Below are 14,936 nucleotides of genomic sequence, written 5' to 3' on the forward strand. Positions count from 1 at the left end.
GGGAAGGGGCGTTCGGTCAGTTCGCTTTGCGCGCGGTCATTCGCAGGTTGATGGGCATCGGCATGTCGTCGGGCGGCGGTTCATTCAGCACCAGCCCCTTGAAAACTTCGTTCTCGATCGCCGTGTCCACCTTGCTGTCGCCCGTGCTCCCTGTGAGCTTCACACGCACGATGCGCCCGGTGTTGTCAGACCAGATCTTGATCACGTTGCTGAATCCGGCACGCTTCGTCACCGGGTGGTTCCTCAGCGCATCCGCCAGGCGGTTCTGCACCTGCCCGGCATACCAGCCCCACTTGCTGCCGCCTTTGCCACCGGTGCCGCCGATCATTCCTCCGCCGCCACCGCCGCCGCCGCCCATGCCCAGGCCGCTGCCGTCACCACCGCCGATGGCCGTGCCCAGCGGCTCGTCCGCAGGCTTGTCGGCCGGTTTGTCATCAGGCTTCTCCGCGATCTCTTCCGGCGCCTGCTCGATCATCTCCTCCTCCTTCTTCTCTTCCTCAGGCGGTGGCTCCTCCTTCTTCGGCGGAGGTGGGGGAGGCGGCGCAGGCGGTGGCGGCATGGAGATCGAGATCATCTCCAGCTTCTTCTTCGGCGTGGACTTTGAAGGCTTGCGGTTCGCCGCAAAGTAGCCCCCGCCCGCCAGCACCAGCCCGCCGAGGATGATCAGCCAGAGATAGCGCCGGAAAAATCCAGGCTCGTCGTCTTCTATGTGAGGAGATGCCATGTTATGGTGCCTGTCTGCGGGGTTATTTCTTGGGTGCCTGCGTCGCCAGGCCGATGTTCGTAAAGCCGGCACGGCCCACCGCCGTCAGCACGTCCATGATCGTCTGGTACGACGTCCCCGTGCTCCCGCGCACCACCACCGGCGCGTCCGGCATCGAGGCCTTGATCGCCTCCAGCTTGCTCGAAAGCTCGTCCATCGTCACCACCGACGCGTTCAGCTTGATGTTCCCCTGGTCGTCCACCGTCACCGCCTGCATCTTCGGCCCTTCGATCGGCTTGGACGTGGACGGCCCCCCGCGCGGCAGGTTCACCTTCACCCCCTGCACCCCCGCCGTCGTCATGATGATGAAGATCAGCAGCAGCACCAGGTAGAGGTCCACCATCGGTGTCACATTGATGTCGTCGTATGATTTGCTGTCAGCCTGCATAGAATGTTACTCCTTGTAGTGTTCCGCCATCTTCGTGACGAACTCGTCGATGAAGGTCTCCATGTTCGAGACCACGTCCTTGATCCGGCTGCTCAGGTAGCTGTAGATAAACAGCGCCGGAATCGCCACCGCCAGGCCCGCCACCGTCGCCAGCAGCGCGCCCGCGATACCCGGTGCGATGGAGTTCACCTCCACCTCGCCGGATTTCGCAATCACGGCGAACGTGATCATCACCCCGATCACCGTTCCCAGCAGTCCCAGGTAGGGGCCGCCCGCGATCCCGATCGTCAGAAACACCAGCTTCCCGTTCAGCTTCTGCACCTCGCGCACCATGCCGCCGTGCAGCGTCGCCTTGATCGCCTGGATCGACCGCCCCGAAAGCCCCATCACCTTCGCTTCCTTCCGCTCCTGCGGGTTGAAGGTCACCTGGCGGAAGCTCTTCATGCGGTGGCTGATCTCCTGCGCCCCCAGGTGGTAGAGCTGGTACAGCGGCGACTGCCTCATCAGCTTCTGCGTCTTCCCGCTCACGCTGCCGCCCAGGTTCTGCACGCTGTCCGCATCCTCCGTGTCGATCGCCGTCAGGTCGTTGGAGATTTTCTCCCACCGCTTCATGAACTCCTTCGAGGCCTTCTCAATCGTGTTCAGGTACATCACCTTGCCCACCGCGATCCCCCAGCCCACCACAGCCAGCAGCGTGCACAGAAAGATCACCACCCAGCCGTCAAACGTCAGATCCTTCGAGATGTCCGTGATCAGCGTCAGGTGCTTCATGATCTCGCCCTCCTCCTCATGGTCGGAGGCCTCGTCCTCGCCCACCTTCAGCAGCTTGTCCTTGTCCGCCGCCGTGCCCTGGTTCACCGCCGCAAAGTGGATGTACCCCGCAGGCCGCGCCGTCTTCGAGATCTGCACCTCGTCCAGCTCCCCGGTAAAGCCCGCCAGGCTTCCCGCCGCAGGCGAGCTGTCCTTGTCCAGCTCCACCGGCCCCTTCAGCAGCGGCATCGCCGCCGTCAGCGCCCCGTAGGATTTCCCGTCCACATACACCGTGATCGTGCCCGCGTCCGCCACCGCCGCCACATGGTGCCAGCCGCCTGCCGCGATGGGCGCTCCCGGGCTGCTCCGCTGCTTGTTCACCTCCACAAACGGCACACCGTTGTCCAGGCCCAGGATGAAGGCGTTCGTCCCCTCGCGCCGGCTCAGGATCACCGCATTCGGCTGCAGCGCGCTCGGCTTGATCCATGCAGACACCGTCAGCGGCGCTCCCGGCGCCCACTCCGGCAGCGGCGGCGCAGCCACCTTCACCGGCGTCTGTCCAAACAGCCTCACACCATCGCCGATCAGCGCCCCCGTCGGCGTCGGCGCACCCTCCGCATTCGCACCCGTCGCAGAGGAGTCCGTGCCTCCCTTCGCAAAGTGGTACACCAGCGTCGTGCTCGCATCATACGTCTCCTTCGCCGCCTCCGGCGCAGGCGCCTCCGTGTTGCCGTAGTACAGCCAGATCGCCGTCGCGCTCGCAGGCTTCAGCTCCGGCACCTGCACCCACACATACGCCTCGTTCAGCAGCGAGTCCCACTTCTCCACATGGTGCTTCAGCACCGTCTTGCCGTCTTCGGAGACAAAGCGCAGGTCGCTCCCGTCCTCCTTCGCCGACATGAAGCTGAACACACCCTCATGCAGCCGCACCAGCACCGCCGTCGTACCGATCGGCTCCGCGATCGCCACGCCCTTGCCCGTGGTGTCGATCTCGATCTTCTTGCGTGTCGGCCACTTTGCATCCCACCAGTTTTCAGCAGCGGCGGCAAAGGTCGTCGTGAGCGCCAGGGCGAGCAGCACGGAGTTTACAAAGCGTGGAGTGCGGGACATGAAGCGTAGTTTGGGGCTGTGCATTGAGAGGGTGAAAAAATGGGGTCGGCCTAGAAGTCCATTCCCAGGCGGAACAGAAGGAAGAGGTCGTGAGCCAGGGCGTTCGGCTGCGAGATCAGCGGCATCGCCAGATCGACCGAGCCCGTCAGGTGGTTCAGGTAGCGCACCCGTGTGCCAAAGCCCGCGCTCGCCAGGTCGTAGGTCCGCTTTTCCGCAGGCAGCGTCTTGTTCGTGTACAGCTTGCCGCCTTCCAGAAAGGCGTACAGCCTCCACTGGTTCTCGCGGTCCTTCGCAGAGCCCAGAAAGTTCGGGCTGCGCAGCTCCAGCGTGCCAAACACACCCGAGTCCCCCAGCCGCGTCGCGATCAGGTAGCCGCGCGCCGTGTTGTACCCGCCGCCCGAAGTCTGCTCCGTGTTGATCAGCGCATCCGGAGTCGCCTGCCCCTGCACCCGCGTGTACACCTGAAACCCCTGCGCGATGTCATGCGTGTGGGAAAGGTCCCCGCGCAGGTAGAAAAAGCTGTCCGTCGCCGCAAACCGCCGCGCTGCAAACTGCGTCTGCGAGCCGCCCATCCCGCTCAGGTGCCACGTCAGCGCCGTGTTAAATTCCGTGTACGTCTTCTCCGTCACATGGCTCAGGCTGTAGGACAGGTTGAAAGGGTAATACGCGATGGGGGACGACACCAGCGTCCCCGCCGCGTTCACATCCTGCACAAAGTTTTTGTAGTCCATCCCAAAGCTGATCGAGTGAAAGTACCCCTGCTTCGACGGCAGCGTCTTCATCAGCCGGAAGCCCACGATCTGCCCTTTCCCGATCACCGTCGTCCCGCCCAGCGCCGCGATGTTGCTGTCCTGCACCGTGCCCGTCAGCATCACGCTCAGCCCTTCCACGCTTTGCACCGGCGCCTGGTAAAAGGCGGAATACACAGCGCTGTCGCTCATCCTCTCCGGCGCGATCTGAAAGCTCGCTCCCAGCGTGTGCCCCATCTGCCACAGGTTGCTGTAGCTCAGCGATCCGCTCAGCCTCAGCGGCACCGTGTTCGCATTGTGCTGGTTGTTGATCTCCCAGCTCCCGTGCAGCGGCAGCTTGTCCTCCACCTTCAGGTCGATGTCCACCGTCCCCGGCACCACGCCCGCGCGCAGTTCCGGCGTGATCTTGCGGTCCCTCCACCGGTTCAGCGCCACGATGTCCTTGCTGATCTCGTTGAAGTTCGGCACCGTCCCCTCCTTCATCGAGGGCGCCTGCTCCTTGATCTTGCTCGGCAGGAAATACCGCGCCCCCTTCACCCTCAGGCGTCCCACCGGCGTTTCTACCACTTCCAGGTAGATCACACCACGGTTCCCCGTCTGCGCCGGCACCTGCACGCCCACGCTCTGGTAGCCCTTGTCCTTGTAAATTTTCTCCAGCGCCGCGCGCGCTCCTTCGATGTCATTCTCAGAACGCCCCGGCCCCATGTAGGGGTACACCGCCTCCTCGATCTCCACCGCCTTCAGCAGGTGGTTTCCACGCACACGATACTCCCGCACATACAGGTTTCCCAGCTGGGAGAGCGCCGTGGGCGGCGTCGCATTTTCTGCCGTGGTGGTCGTGTCCGGTGGTGTCGCCCCGTGGCACGCCAGGCTGCCAAAGGCGCCCAGTCCCGCCATGCATGCCAGGGTGCGCACGCTTCGGCAGAGTTCCCGGTGGGTCCGGCTGGCATCGCTTTTTTTCAAGCTTGTTTGAAAGAGAAGGGGCGGCATTGGCGCGTGTTTCGGAGCGCCTTCCTTTTCCTTCACCCGCAGCCCCTCTCAAGCTGGCCGCTGTTACGAATGCGTCACACGTTGCCGCCCTCTCGCGTGCATCTCCCTTCGCAGCACGCAGAATTGTTACAATGCTGACACCGAAGGCGCTCCGCTTGCGTCTTTTATTCACGCGCTTCGCTCACTGCGGAGCCCCGTTCGCCTTCGCCAGAGACAGGGAGTACGCATTGAATGCCTGCCACCCGATCTGCGCTCTCAGAAGATCATCCGCGCGCTGTGTCGCGCTCAGCCAGCGGTCCGCATATGCGGGGTCGGCCGCATTCTGCTGCGTCCCGCCCACCTCCTTCACAAACTGGTCCTGCAGCTTTTGCACCGCCGCCTGGTACTGCGCCGGCAGCGTCTGCACACCGCCAGCGGTGGCATCCGTCATTTTAAAAATCATCGGCCACTCCGGCGTCTTGGCAGCCGCAGGCAGCGCCGCTCTGGGGCTCGTCATGCCGCTGCGGGCCTGTCCCTGCATCAGCCTCCCCTGAGGGGCTGGTATCTTCTGGTTCTCAGCCGTCAGCGGCGCAGCGGCTGCTGCGGGCTGCGCGTTCGCCGTGGCAGGGGTGTTGGCTGGCTCGCTCACTGCCCTGGAGGTGCGGCTCCCTGCCGTCACCGGCACGCTTGCAGCGCGTGGCTTTTCTTTCACAGCAGCCATCGCCACCGGCGGCGGCACCGCCATGCCATGCCTGGCTTGCTTGGGGCTCCCCAGTTGAAATCCGGCAAACGTCATGATCAGAGCGCCAGCGGCTCCGGCTGGCACTATTATGCGGGGGGAAAGCATCATGGGTTGGAAAGGGGGGCTGTCTTGAAATCGTGCAAATCGTGAGGCGCTTCATCCGTCAGGCAGCAGCGGCTTGAGACGCGAGAAGGGTGGCAAGGCCGAAGCCCTGCCACCCCTGGGTTTTTTAAAGTCTCGGAGAGATCATCAGCATCATGGCAGCGGTCCGGCCAGCACGGTCGCGCCGTCACCGTCACGATGCACCTGCATGTTGGCGGGGTTCAGGCCGGCAGCGCCGGGGTTGCTTGCCAGCGTGGTGCCCACGTTCGCAAAGAAGTTTTTCGCCGCCAGGTCGTTGCCGCTTGTGGCGGTGGACACACGCGTCGGGGTGAAGAGGTGCTCATAGCCCCAGAAGGTATACTTGCCGTTGTACACATTCGCCGCGGAGTAGCTCACGCCGTTGTACTTCAGTTCCACGTTGTTCACGTTGAAGTCGGCCACGCCCACGTAGCCCACCGCCACCAGGCCGTCAGAGGACGACTTGGCCAGGTCTCCCGCCAGCGTGCTGCCGCTGGTGTAGCCGCTCGTGCCGGACTGCGACACCGCGTTGCCGATGCTCCAGCTGCTGCCTGCCGTGGTGATGATGTACTGCGAAGGGGCCGTGAAGATTCCGTAGCCAGATTCAGCCATCGCCGTGGCACGTGTGCCGGAGCCGATGTCGCGGCCCACACCGATCACGTAATTCGTGTCGGCAGGATTGCCCGTCAGGATGGACTGCGGCGCGCCGCCTGGGCCGTAGATCGTGCGGAAGATCTGTGGCGTCATGTTGTCGATCCCGGCCGGGGCTCCGTTGCTGGCGATGAACTTGAACGGCACCACGGCCACGACTTTGTCGTTCAGCGTCGCGGTCTCGGACGTCGAGCTCTGGAACACGTCAGACATCGCGCCATCGGGCGTCATTGTTGCCGTGGCAAAGGTCGCCTCGCTTGAGTTCACCAGCGCCGTGCCCGGGCTGGTGGTCGTCGCCTGGCTCGTCGGCAGGGCAGGGATGGAGTTCTGGTGGCCGACGTCGATGACGCCTTCCACAGAGCCCGACCACGTGCAGCGGATCGTGTAGTTGTCAGAGCCGATGGTGCCCTTGAAGATCACGTACGTCGCCTTGTCACGGCCGTTGCTGGCCTTGTCGGTGTAGGCAAAGGTCGGGCTCGTCAGGTTCGCCACGATGGCGGCGTGTGTGGAGGATCGGAAGGCTGTGGAGCCCGTGAGGTTGATCGTGTAGTTCGCCGCAGAGGCGGAGGTGGTAAGCAGGGCGCCAAGGGTGGCGACTTTCAGGAAGGAATTTTTCATGAGATTCAGTGAACAGTTAAAAGTAAGGTGAAGAGTGGCTGGATGACTGGCGGGCAATCAGGCCTTGCGGCGGCGGCGCAGCAGCAGACCGGACAGGCCCAGGCCCATCAGGATCACGCGTGAAGGCTCCGGCACAGCGCTGACCTGCGGCGCAAAGCTGACCGCGCCAGCGCTGGAGATGGTGAACGCGCCCTGGTACTGGGACACACCGTTTCCGGTGGGCGCATCGGTGGCTCCGTTGGTGTTTGCCAGGATGCGGTAGAGGTCAAACGTGCCGTTGGGGTTCACTTCCGTGGAGGCCGTCAGACCGCCAAAGTAGTTTGCCGCCGTCGGCGGGATCAGGTCCGTGTAGTCGTTGGCCGTGGCCGTCGGGATGAAGGTGCCCGCACTGTTGTTGCCGGTGGCCGTGCCCGCCGCAAACACGTTGCCCAGCGTCACGCCGATGGTGTTCGCCATGGTCGCCACGGTGGACTGCGCCAGCGTGTTGAAGGGTGTGTCAGAAAGGCTCCCCGTTCCGGACTTGGAAACGTAGATCGACTTGTTGTAGTAGGGCAGGGTGCCGCCCGTACCGTCGCCAGGCAGAGCCGTCGGCTGGTTGTTGCCGCCCACGATGGACGCATAGACGGTGCCGTCCGTGTACCAGTTGCTGCCAAACGCTCCGGACAGGTCCGCGGCGATGCCGGTGATGCCCAGGTTGATGGTGTTGGTGGCGTCACGGAATGTCGTCGCGGAGCCGAGATCGACCATGTAGGTCTGGTTGTTTCCGGTTTGGCGGAAGACCAGCAGCAGGTCGCCCTGCGTGTAGGTCATGGCCGCTCGGAGAGAAGACGCGGAGAACGCGCCGCAGACCAAGGCAATCATGCCTGCTCTGAATAGTTTGGTCAGTTTCATTAGTGTGTGTGATATTGCGCTGAGTGTCGGGAGTGGGCCGGGGCAGACTGCTGGAAACAGCCGGTCTCCGGCACGCCCTGCTATGCCACCCCGCGCACACCCCGGCGAGATCATCACTGTTACAGTATGGTTGCACTCGTCCGCCCTTCCGCAGGCCCTGCCGCGTTTTGTCAAACGCTCCTCGGCGAAAAAGATGTCACACTCGCCGTCTCATCCATGCTGCATAGGTCATGTGCGTGCTTCACCTCCTAGCCCCAGTCCTTTCTCCTCGCTTCATGCCTGCACACGGCATCTTTTGCCTGCTGCTCGCCATGCACGCAGCGGCGCCTCTTCGCGCGCAGGAGCCCGCCGTCTTCACCCCGCCCCAGGCGTATCCCGCCTCGCGCTATGAGGCAGGCTGGAGCAAAAATCCCTTCACGCTCAAAACCGCCGCGTCCCTCCTCGCCCAGGACTCCTTCGCCAGAGACCTCGCCATCGGCGCGCACTACGGCGCTGCGGAAAGCCCCACCGTCGTCATCGTCAATGTCCGCACCGGTGAGCGCACCCCCCTCCGCAAAGACCATCCCTCACCCTCAGGCCTGCGCCTCATCTCCGTCCACCTCACCAGCCGTCGTGCCGAGTGCCGCGTGGAGATCTCGCAGGGCTCTCAGGTCGCCTCGCTCACCTACGACGCCGCCTACCTCAGCCAGCTCGCCGCTGCCGAGACCAGCCGCATGGCCACCTCAAAGCCCGCACCCGCAGCCAAAGGCGGGCAGCTTCCTCCGCTGCCCTCTGCAAAGCGCACTCCTCCAGCCTCTCCCACTGTCAAAGTCAGCACCGTGGAGCCCCCGTTGCCCCTCCACATCCCCGTCCAGGCACCCGCTCCCGCCCAGGGCAGGCCGGTGCTGCCCGTTTTCCCATCGCCCGCACCGGCAGCCCGCTGAGCCCGCGGTCACCTCACTTCATCTTCTGCTCGTCCGCATGCCCGTCGCTGTACGCCAGCGCAGCCAGCGGTGCCGCCTTGGCCGCCATCGCAGCCTGGTTCTTCCTGCCGGACGCATAGGACTCAAACACCTCGCGGATCTCATCGCGCACCCGGCGAAAGACCTCCATCTGCTCCTCCTCCGTACCCGTCGCATGCGCAGGGTCGTCAAAGCCCCAGTGGTGCCGGTTCACCTGGCCCGGAAACATCGGGCACGCCTGGTCCGCGTTCCCGCACACCGTGATCACCGTTTCGATCTCCTGGTTCAAAAACTCGCTCAAGTGCTTCGAATGGTGGCCGGAAATGTCGATGCCGATCTCCGCCATCGCCTTGATGCCAAGAGGATGCACGTAGCCCGCAGGCTTCGACCCCGCGCTCGCCACCGTGTAGCCCTCTCCCAGCGCACGGCGCAGGATGCCTTCGGCAAGGTGGGAGCGGCACGAGTTGCCCGTGCAGAGAATGAGGATGGTAGGTTTGTTCATGGGGGAGTTGTTTGGGTAAATGGATGGAGAGTTGTAAAACAAAAGAAGCTCAGGCCTGCACCGCGAGTCTGGCGCTGCCCAGGTGCGCCAGCGCCTCTGGTCCCACAGGCTCCTCCGGCTGCCACGGCAGCCAGGCGGTGCGGCGGGCCTGCTCCGTGGCGACTTCGCTCAGGTAACGGTGCTCCGCCTCTTCACGGCGCTGCAGCAGCGCATCGCCGGAGCCGCTGTTCAGCAGGCTTTGGTTGATCACCCACGCATAGGGCTCGATCCGCGCCCGCCGCAGGTCCGCCTGCAACGCGGCCGCCTCATGCACAGGCGTGGCCTCCGGCAGCGTCACGAGCAGGATGCGGGTAAACTCAGCATCTCGCAGGTGCTCCAGCAGCCGCAGCACCTCCTCCGGCTGCGTGCTCCGCGCCTGCCGCTCCAGCTCGCGCTGGTAGGCCTCGCTCGCATCCAGCAGCAGCAGCGTGTGTCCCGTCGGTGCCGTGTCCAGCACCACAAATCGCCTTGTCCCTTGCCCCACTTCACGCGCAAACGCGCGGAAGACCGCGATCTCCTCCGTGCACGGAGAGCGCAGATCTTCCTCCAGCAGCGAGCGCCCCGCCTCATCCATCTGGGCGCCCTGCGCGGCCATCACCTCCTGCGTGTACGCGGCCGTCTCGGCCGCCGGGTCGATCTTGCTCAGGCTCAGGCCCGGCACCTGGCCGGCCAATGTCTGCGCCACATGCGCGGCCGGGTCGGTGGTGCTCAGGTGCACCGCATGCCCGCGCTGCGCCAGCATCACGGCCACCGCTGCAGCCACCGTGGTCTTGCCCACGCCGCCTTTGCCCATCGTCATGATCACGCCGTGCCCCTGCTTCTCCAGGTCGGTCACCAGATCGGCCAGGCTCTCCATCGGCGGCGGGCTCCACCCGTGCTCCGCTCCCACGGCGGCGCCTCCTGCGTCGGCACGTGCGGAGTCATCGCCGTTCATCAGCACGCGCAGTCCGTCCACACCCAGGATGTTGATGGAGCGCAGCGGCACGACAAAGCTCGGCATGCTCTCGATGAATCCGGCAGATTTCTCCAGCGCCGCCCGCCCTCGCTGCTGCATCGCCTGCGCCACCTCATCCGTCGTGCAGGCGGTGGTGAAGGTGCCATTGATCACCAGGCATTGGTTCCCCACGCCGATCGCGCGCAGTTCACGCGAGGTCCGCTCCGCCTCCCTCAGCGCCGCATGCTGCGGACGGCTCACCAGCACCAGCGTCGTCGCTGCGGCATCCGCCAGCGTGCTCACTGTCGCGGCATAGATTTCACGCTGCTTTTCCAGGCCCGCCAGCGGCCCCAGGCACGAGGTGCCGCTCGTGTTGCTGTCCAGAAACTGGTCCCACGCCTTCGCCAGACTCATCAGCCTCAGCGTGTGGCCCGTGGGGGCGGTGTCAAAGATCACATGATCGTACTCCCGCGCCGCGTCAGGATTCCCGATGAACGCGGAAAATTCGTCAAATGCCGCGATCTCCACCGTGCACGAGCCGGACAGCTGCTCCTCCATGCTCCGCAGCGCCGCCGCAGGCAGCAGCCCCCGCATGGGCCCGATCAGCCGCTCCCGGTACGCCGCCGCCGCTTCGCTCGGGTTGATGTTCAGCGCACTCAGTCCCGGCACCCCGGGAATGGCCGTCGGCCGGTTGCTCAGCCGCGTGCCCAGCACCTCGTCCAGATTGGACGCCGGGTCGGTGCTCACCAGCAGCACACGCCTGCCGACCTCGGCCAGCACCAGCGCCGTTGCGCACGAGAGCGAGGTCTTGCCCACCCCGCCTTTCCCGGTGAAAAACAGGAAGCGGGTGCTCTCTGCCGCAGTCGGCCGGTAGAGTGGCAGGTTCATGATGCTGCCCCCTTGGTGCCGAGCGCGGCGATGAACCACGCGGGCCGTTCCGCCTTCGTTGGGTACCGGCCCTGCAGATGCAGCTCGCCATCCCAGAAAATCAGCGGCAGAGCCTCCGTCCCCTCTTTTTCCAGGATCGCTTTCACCGCCTCATTTTGCGCAAACGCCATCGGCTGCTGCCCCAGGTTGTAGCGCTCGATCTTCACCTGATGGGCGCCCAGTTGCGAGAGCATCGCCGCAAAGTTCACCAGATCAGGATCAATGTCAGGCCCGCAGATGCCCGTGGAGCAGCACATGGGCGGATCATAGACTTGGATGGTCTTCATGGGAGTGAATCGGTTGTGTCGGATGTTTTTTTCAAATCTTTACGCGGACGGGCCTGGCCCGCACTGGCCATCGCAGCAGCCTTTGGCCTGGAGCTGGCTGCACAGCGGCACCGCCACCAGCGCCCCGAGCACGGGCGCCACGAGGTAAATCCACAGATGCTCCGTGTGCCCTGAGATCAGCGCAGGCGCGAGCGACCGCGCAGGATTCATCGAGGCGCCGCACGCCGGTCCTGCAAACATCGCCTCCAGCGCCACGACTCCGCCGATGGTGATGCCCGCCGTGATGCCTTTTTCCTTCGCACCCGTGGACACGCTCAAAATCGTCAGCATCAGCATCGCCGTCAGCACCAGCTCCAGCACAAAGCTCTGCATCTCAGACCCCGCAGGCAGCGTGGCCCCCAGCGTGGCATCATGCGGATACAGCCCGTTCAGCAAAATGCTCGCAGCCAGCGCCCCGCCCATCTGCGCACCGAGATACCCCGGCACATCCCGCCACGCAAAGCGCCGTGCCACCGCAAACGCCAGCGTCACCGCAGGGTTTAGGTGTGCCCCGCTCACATCGCCAAAGGTGTGAATCATCGCCATCACCACCAGCCCGAAGGTCAGCGCGATCCCCGCATGCCCGATGGCCCCGTGGCTTGCGCCATTGATCACGATCGCCCCCGTGCCCGCAAAGACGAGCGCGAAAGTACCCAGAAATTCAGCAAGGCGTTGTCTCTTCATAGGGAGGTCTCAGCAGCATTTGGAGCCCGGCGTGCAGCAGGAGGCCGCCGCCTCCGCTTTCGGCGCAGGCGCACACTCGCCCGGCAGGCAGATCCCCCGCGCCAGGCAGTCCGTGTGCTTCAGCCCCAGGTGAAACGCCAGCGCACCGTCGATCACCTCCGCACGCTCCACCGGAAACTGCGCCACCACCCCGTCCTCGTATTCGATCTCCACCGGCAGGTTGTGGTGCGGCAGCACATCGTCCGCACGTTCAAAGATCGCCGCCAGCTTGCCGCACAGCAGCCGGTGCTCCACATCATCATGCACCCACGTCTGCAGCAGGCAGGTCTCCAGCGTCCGCCGCGTGCCGCCGCAGTCGATGAAGTTCTTCATCACATGCCCCACTTCCGTGACGTGGTAGTGCGCCGGGATCATGCCGCCGTCCGGCAGCACAAACAGCAGCGGCTTGGCCGCATTCGAGTTCAGGTGGGTGAGAAATTCGGTGATGTTCATGGTAGGAAAAAGCAGTTAGCAGCAGGGTTTGGTGGTGGCCTTCTTCGGCGCCAGCTGGTCCAGGCAGCGCAGGAAATCCCCCAGGCAGTCGCACGCCAGCCGGTAATAAATGTTCAGCCCCCGCTTCTCAGACACCAGCACCCCGGCCTGGCGCATCATGCTCAGGTGCTTGGACACCGTGGACATGTCCGCGCCCACCAGCTCCTTCAGGTCGCACACGCACATCTCCCCGTCCATCAGCGCCTCCGCGATCAGCAGCCGGGAAGGGTGCGCCAGCGCCTTGATCACGGCGGTTCGTTTGTTTGAGACGGTTTTGCTCGCGGGCATGGTCAATCGGTTGGTTATTTGGCAAAATAACCAAATAGTCGCCCCGCGCAACTCCTTTCCTCCCCCGGCGCACCCTCCCACCATCTTCCGTGGAAAGTTTCCGCCGCATCCGCGTACTCTCCACCTCACGCATGCATCCCCCAGACTTCACCTCCGGCCGCCGCCGTTTTCTCCTTTCCAGCGCCGCCGCCATTCCCGCTTTCGTGCTGCCTGCCCACGCCGCAGACCCCGCCGTCCCTCAGTCCGTGGCAGAGCTCTGGGCGGACTTTGACCCGCTCAAAGACCCGCTCGAGTCCGAGGTCATCCGCGAGTGGTCGGAAGACGGCGCCATCCTCCGCCATGTCTGCTACCTCATCGGCACCTTCAAAGGCACCAAGGCCTTCATGTCCGCCGTCTATGGCTTTCCGCATCAGGCTCAGGGCCTCTTGCCCGCCGTCATGCACATCCACGGCGGCGGCCAGCGCGGCTCCGTCGCGGAGGTCAGGCTCCTCGTCTCGCGCGGTTACGCCGCCCTCTCTGTCAACTGGGGCGGCAGCGGCACCGGAAAGCCCCCCTTCAACTCGTGTGAAAAAGCCCTGCCTGGCGATCCCAATACCGACTGGGGCGCCGTGGACCCCACCCAGCTCAACGTCCCCGGCTATGCCTCCATCCTGCCCGGTCCAAAGCAGCTCTTCGAGGACCGCGAGCACCCGAAAAACAACAACTGGTATCTTCTGGCACTCGGCTGCCGCCGTGGCCTCACCTTCCTCGCGCAGCAGCCCGGCGTGGACTCCGCACGCCTCGGCGTGCACGGCTACTCCATGGGCGGAAACCTCACCATGTATGTCGCCGGCACAGACTCGCGCGTAAAGGCCGCCGTGCCTGCCGTCGGCGGCCAGGGCTGGCGCTGGCAGCCGCATGTCTTTGGCGGCGTGAAGTCAGACCCCCAGGACGCCGTGAAGGGGGACGTGGAGCTCTTCCGCAAAACCCTCAGCTTTGAAAGCTACGCCCCCCGCATCGCCTGCCCGGTCCTCCACCGCAGCGGTACCAATGACTTCCATGGCTGGATGGACGACGTCTACCGCACCAATGCGCTCATCCCCCAGCCCACACGTTACAGCTGGGCCCCGCACCTCAATCACCGCCTCACCCCGGCCGTCGCCGTCACCATGCCCCTGTGGTTTGACCACCACCTCAAAGGCGGCCCCCCGCTGCCCGCCACACCTCAGAGCCAGCTCCTCCTCACACCCGCACCCGCCCTGCAGGTGCAGCCCGCTGCACACCCCTGGCCCGTGGCACGCTGCGAGATCTTCTACTCCATCGATGACGACCCCCGCGCCCGCTTCTGGCGCAGCGCAGACGTCACCCCCCAGCCAGGCGGCGGCTTCACCGCCCGGCTCCCCCTGCATGCGCGCGAGTCCGCCCTGCACGCCTTTGCCAATGTGTACTTCACCCTGCCTCAGCCCGTCTCGCTCTCCGTGCTCGGCGGCTACGGCACGCCTGTCACAGAGGTCTGCATCAGCACCCTCCTCCACACCCGCAGCGCGGAAGAACTGCAAAAATCCCAGGTGCCCCTCACCGCACAGCCCACCCGCCTCATCGACGACTTCAGCCACGGCCTGCGCGACTGGTACGTCCTCAATCAGGGCAACACCTCCCATCAGCAGATGTGGACCCGCAAAGTCACCGATCCCCTCTGGCGCGGCCCCGCAGGCGCCAGGCTCGCCATCACCCTCAGGATGCCAAAGACAAACCGCATGGCCTTCGTCGTCGAGGAAAACGAATGGCGCAGCTATCGCGGCCCGCGCAAAACCTACGTCTGCAGGCGCGAGATCACCGGCTCCGCAGAGCCGCAGACCCTCGCCCTGGAGCTCAGGGACTTCACCAGCCGCGACGGATCTTCCCCCCAAAGCTGGGCGCAGATCGACCAGCTCGGCCTCTGCGCCCGCCACACACTCCCCGGCGACACCGACACCACCCCTGCGCCATGGGCGGGCTCCGCGCCCGAGTTTGTCCGCGTGGAGTGGGCCTGAT

Annotated in this window: 15 protein-coding genes; 2 read left to right on the forward strand and 13 right to left on the reverse strand. The window is 64.8% G+C overall.

From position 1 onward, the window contains the following. Positions 1-16: 16 nt before the first annotated feature. The 7 genes from ACFQDI_RS17835 to ACFQDI_RS17865 all read right to left on the reverse strand — a co-directional run bounded on the left by ACFQDI_RS17835 (position 17) and on the right by ACFQDI_RS17865 (position 7,670). Positions 17-724 (reverse strand): TonB C-terminal domain-containing protein, encoded by a 708-nt coding sequence (locus tag ACFQDI_RS17835; RefSeq protein ID WP_377169282.1) that lies wholly within the window; start codon positions 722-724, stop codon positions 17-19. Positions 725-746: 22 nt separating this feature from the next. Then, the gene (locus ACFQDI_RS17840; protein WP_377169284.1) at positions 747-1,151 is read right to left on the reverse strand and encodes an ExbD/TolR family protein; all 405 of its coding nucleotides are present in this window, start codon (positions 1,149-1,151) and stop codon (positions 747-749) included. 6 nt (positions 1,152-1,157) lie between these two features. Beyond that, a complete protein-coding gene (locus tag ACFQDI_RS17845) occupies positions 1,158-3,011 on the reverse strand; it encodes a DUF2341 domain-containing protein (protein WP_377169286.1) in 1,854 nt (617 codons plus the stop codon). 50 nt (positions 3,012-3,061) lie between these two features. Then, on the reverse strand, positions 3,062-4,675 hold the full coding sequence (locus tag ACFQDI_RS17850; RefSeq protein ID WP_377169288.1) for a ShlB/FhaC/HecB family hemolysin secretion/activation protein: 1,614 nt from the start codon (positions 4,673-4,675) through the stop codon (positions 3,062-3,064). A gap of 256 nt (positions 4,676-4,931) precedes the next feature. Continuing rightward, a complete protein-coding gene (locus ACFQDI_RS17855; protein WP_377169291.1) occupies positions 4,932-5,579 on the reverse strand; it encodes a hypothetical protein in 648 nt (215 codons plus the stop codon). A 147-nt stretch (positions 5,580-5,726) separates the two neighbouring features. Next, positions 5,727-6,860 (reverse strand): type 2 periplasmic-binding domain-containing protein, encoded by a 1,134-nt coding sequence (locus ACFQDI_RS17860; protein ID WP_377169294.1) that lies wholly within the window; start codon positions 6,858-6,860, stop codon positions 5,727-5,729. 57 nt (positions 6,861-6,917) lie between these two features. Next, on the reverse strand, positions 6,918-7,670 hold the full coding sequence (locus tag ACFQDI_RS17865; protein ID WP_377169296.1) for a PEP-CTERM sorting domain-containing protein: 753 nt from the start codon (positions 7,668-7,670) through the stop codon (positions 6,918-6,920). A gap of 356 nt (positions 7,671-8,026) precedes the next feature. On the opposite strand from ACFQDI_RS17865, the gene ACFQDI_RS17870 reads away from it, so the two are divergent. Continuing rightward, on the forward strand, positions 8,027-8,674 hold the full coding sequence (locus ACFQDI_RS17870; protein WP_377169298.1) for a hypothetical protein: 648 nt from the start codon (positions 8,027-8,029) through the stop codon (positions 8,672-8,674). Positions 8,675-8,687: 13 nt separating this feature from the next. Here ACFQDI_RS17870 and ACFQDI_RS17875 read toward each other — a convergent pair whose 3' ends face one another. Genes ACFQDI_RS17875 through ACFQDI_RS17900 form a run of 6 tightly spaced genes read right to left on the reverse strand, consistent with a single transcriptional unit; the run spans position 8,688 to position 12,923 of the window. Next, positions 8,688-9,194: an arsenate reductase ArsC gene (locus ACFQDI_RS17875; protein ID WP_377169300.1), complete on the reverse strand. Its 507-nt coding sequence runs from the start codon at positions 9,192-9,194 to the stop codon at positions 8,688-8,690. 49 nt (positions 9,195-9,243) lie between these two features. Continuing rightward, the gene (gene arsA / locus ACFQDI_RS17880) at positions 9,244-11,055 is read right to left on the reverse strand and encodes an arsenical pump-driving ATPase (protein WP_377169302.1); all 1,812 of its coding nucleotides are present in this window, start codon (positions 11,053-11,055) and stop codon (positions 9,244-9,246) included. Then, positions 11,052-11,381: an arsenite efflux transporter metallochaperone ArsD gene (arsD, locus tag ACFQDI_RS17885; RefSeq protein WP_377169304.1), complete on the reverse strand. Its 330-nt coding sequence runs from the start codon at positions 11,379-11,381 to the stop codon at positions 11,052-11,054. Before arsD ends, arsA begins: the two co-directional genes overlap by 4 nt. 39 nt (positions 11,382-11,420) lie before the next feature. Next, a complete protein-coding gene (locus ACFQDI_RS17890) occupies positions 11,421-12,104 on the reverse strand; it encodes an MIP/aquaporin family protein (RefSeq protein ID WP_377169306.1) in 684 nt (227 codons plus the stop codon). 9 nt (positions 12,105-12,113) lie between these two features. Next, positions 12,114-12,596 carry a DUF6428 family protein gene (locus tag ACFQDI_RS17895; protein ID WP_377169308.1) on the reverse strand — a complete coding sequence of 161 codons (483 nt, stop codon included), beginning with the start codon at positions 12,594-12,596 and terminating at the stop codon, positions 12,114-12,116. A gap of 15 nt (positions 12,597-12,611) precedes the next feature. Continuing rightward, the gene (locus tag ACFQDI_RS17900; protein WP_377169310.1) at positions 12,612-12,923 is read right to left on the reverse strand and encodes an ArsR/SmtB family transcription factor; all 312 of its coding nucleotides are present in this window, start codon (positions 12,921-12,923) and stop codon (positions 12,612-12,614) included. 131 nt (positions 12,924-13,054) lie between these two features. Between ACFQDI_RS17900 and ACFQDI_RS17905 the strand changes: the two genes are divergently transcribed. After that, a complete protein-coding gene (locus tag ACFQDI_RS17905) occupies positions 13,055-14,935 on the forward strand; it encodes an alpha/beta hydrolase family protein (RefSeq protein WP_377169312.1) in 1,881 nt (626 codons plus the stop codon). The last annotated feature ends 1 nt before the right edge of the window (position 14,936 follow it).

Source organism: Prosthecobacter fluviatilis (assembly GCF_042655725.1).
Classification (GTDB): Bacteria; Verrucomicrobiota; Verrucomicrobiia; order Verrucomicrobiales; family Verrucomicrobiaceae; genus Prosthecobacter; species Prosthecobacter fluviatilis.

Coding starts and splice junctions, on each gene's coding strand:
- ACFQDI_RS17845 (WP_377169286.1), bottom strand. CDS start 3,011: ATGTCCCGCACTCCACGCTTTGTAAACTCCGTGCTGCTCGCCCTGGCG.
- ACFQDI_RS17875 (WP_377169300.1), bottom strand. CDS start 9,194: ATGAACAAACCTACCATCCTCATTCTCTGCACGGGCAACTCGTGCCGC.
- ACFQDI_RS17860 (WP_377169294.1), bottom strand. CDS start 6,860: ATGAAAAATTCCTTCCTGAAAGTCGCCACCCTTGGCGCCCTGCTTACC.
- ACFQDI_RS17865 (WP_377169296.1), bottom strand. CDS start 7,670: ATGACCTACACGCAGGGCGACCTGCTGCTGGTCTTCCGCCAAACCGGA.
- arsA (WP_377169302.1), bottom strand. CDS start 11,055: ATGAACCTGCCACTCTACCGGCCGACTGCGGCAGAGAGCACCCGCTTC.
- ACFQDI_RS17890 (WP_377169306.1), bottom strand. CDS start 12,104: ATGAAGAGACAACGCCTTGCTGAATTTCTGGGTACTTTCGCGCTCGTC.
- ACFQDI_RS17870 (WP_377169298.1), top strand. CDS start 8,027: ATGCCTGCACACGGCATCTTTTGCCTGCTGCTCGCCATGCACGCAGCG.
- ACFQDI_RS17840 (WP_377169284.1), bottom strand. CDS start 1,151: ATGCAGGCTGACAGCAAATCATACGACGACATCAATGTGACACCGATG.
- ACFQDI_RS17855 (WP_377169291.1), bottom strand. CDS start 5,579: ATGATGCTTTCCCCCCGCATAATAGTGCCAGCCGGAGCCGCTGGCGCT.
- ACFQDI_RS17905 (WP_377169312.1), top strand. CDS start 13,055: ATGCATCCCCCAGACTTCACCTCCGGCCGCCGCCGTTTTCTCCTTTCC.
- ACFQDI_RS17895 (WP_377169308.1), bottom strand. CDS start 12,596: ATGAACATCACCGAATTTCTCACCCACCTGAACTCGAATGCGGCCAAG.
- arsD (WP_377169304.1), bottom strand. CDS start 11,381: ATGAAGACCATCCAAGTCTATGATCCGCCCATGTGCTGCTCCACGGGC.
- ACFQDI_RS17835 (WP_377169282.1), bottom strand. CDS start 724: ATGGCATCTCCTCACATAGAAGACGACGAGCCTGGATTTTTCCGGCGC.
- ACFQDI_RS17900 (WP_377169310.1), bottom strand. CDS start 12,923: ATGCCCGCGAGCAAAACCGTCTCAAACAAACGAACCGCCGTGATCAAG.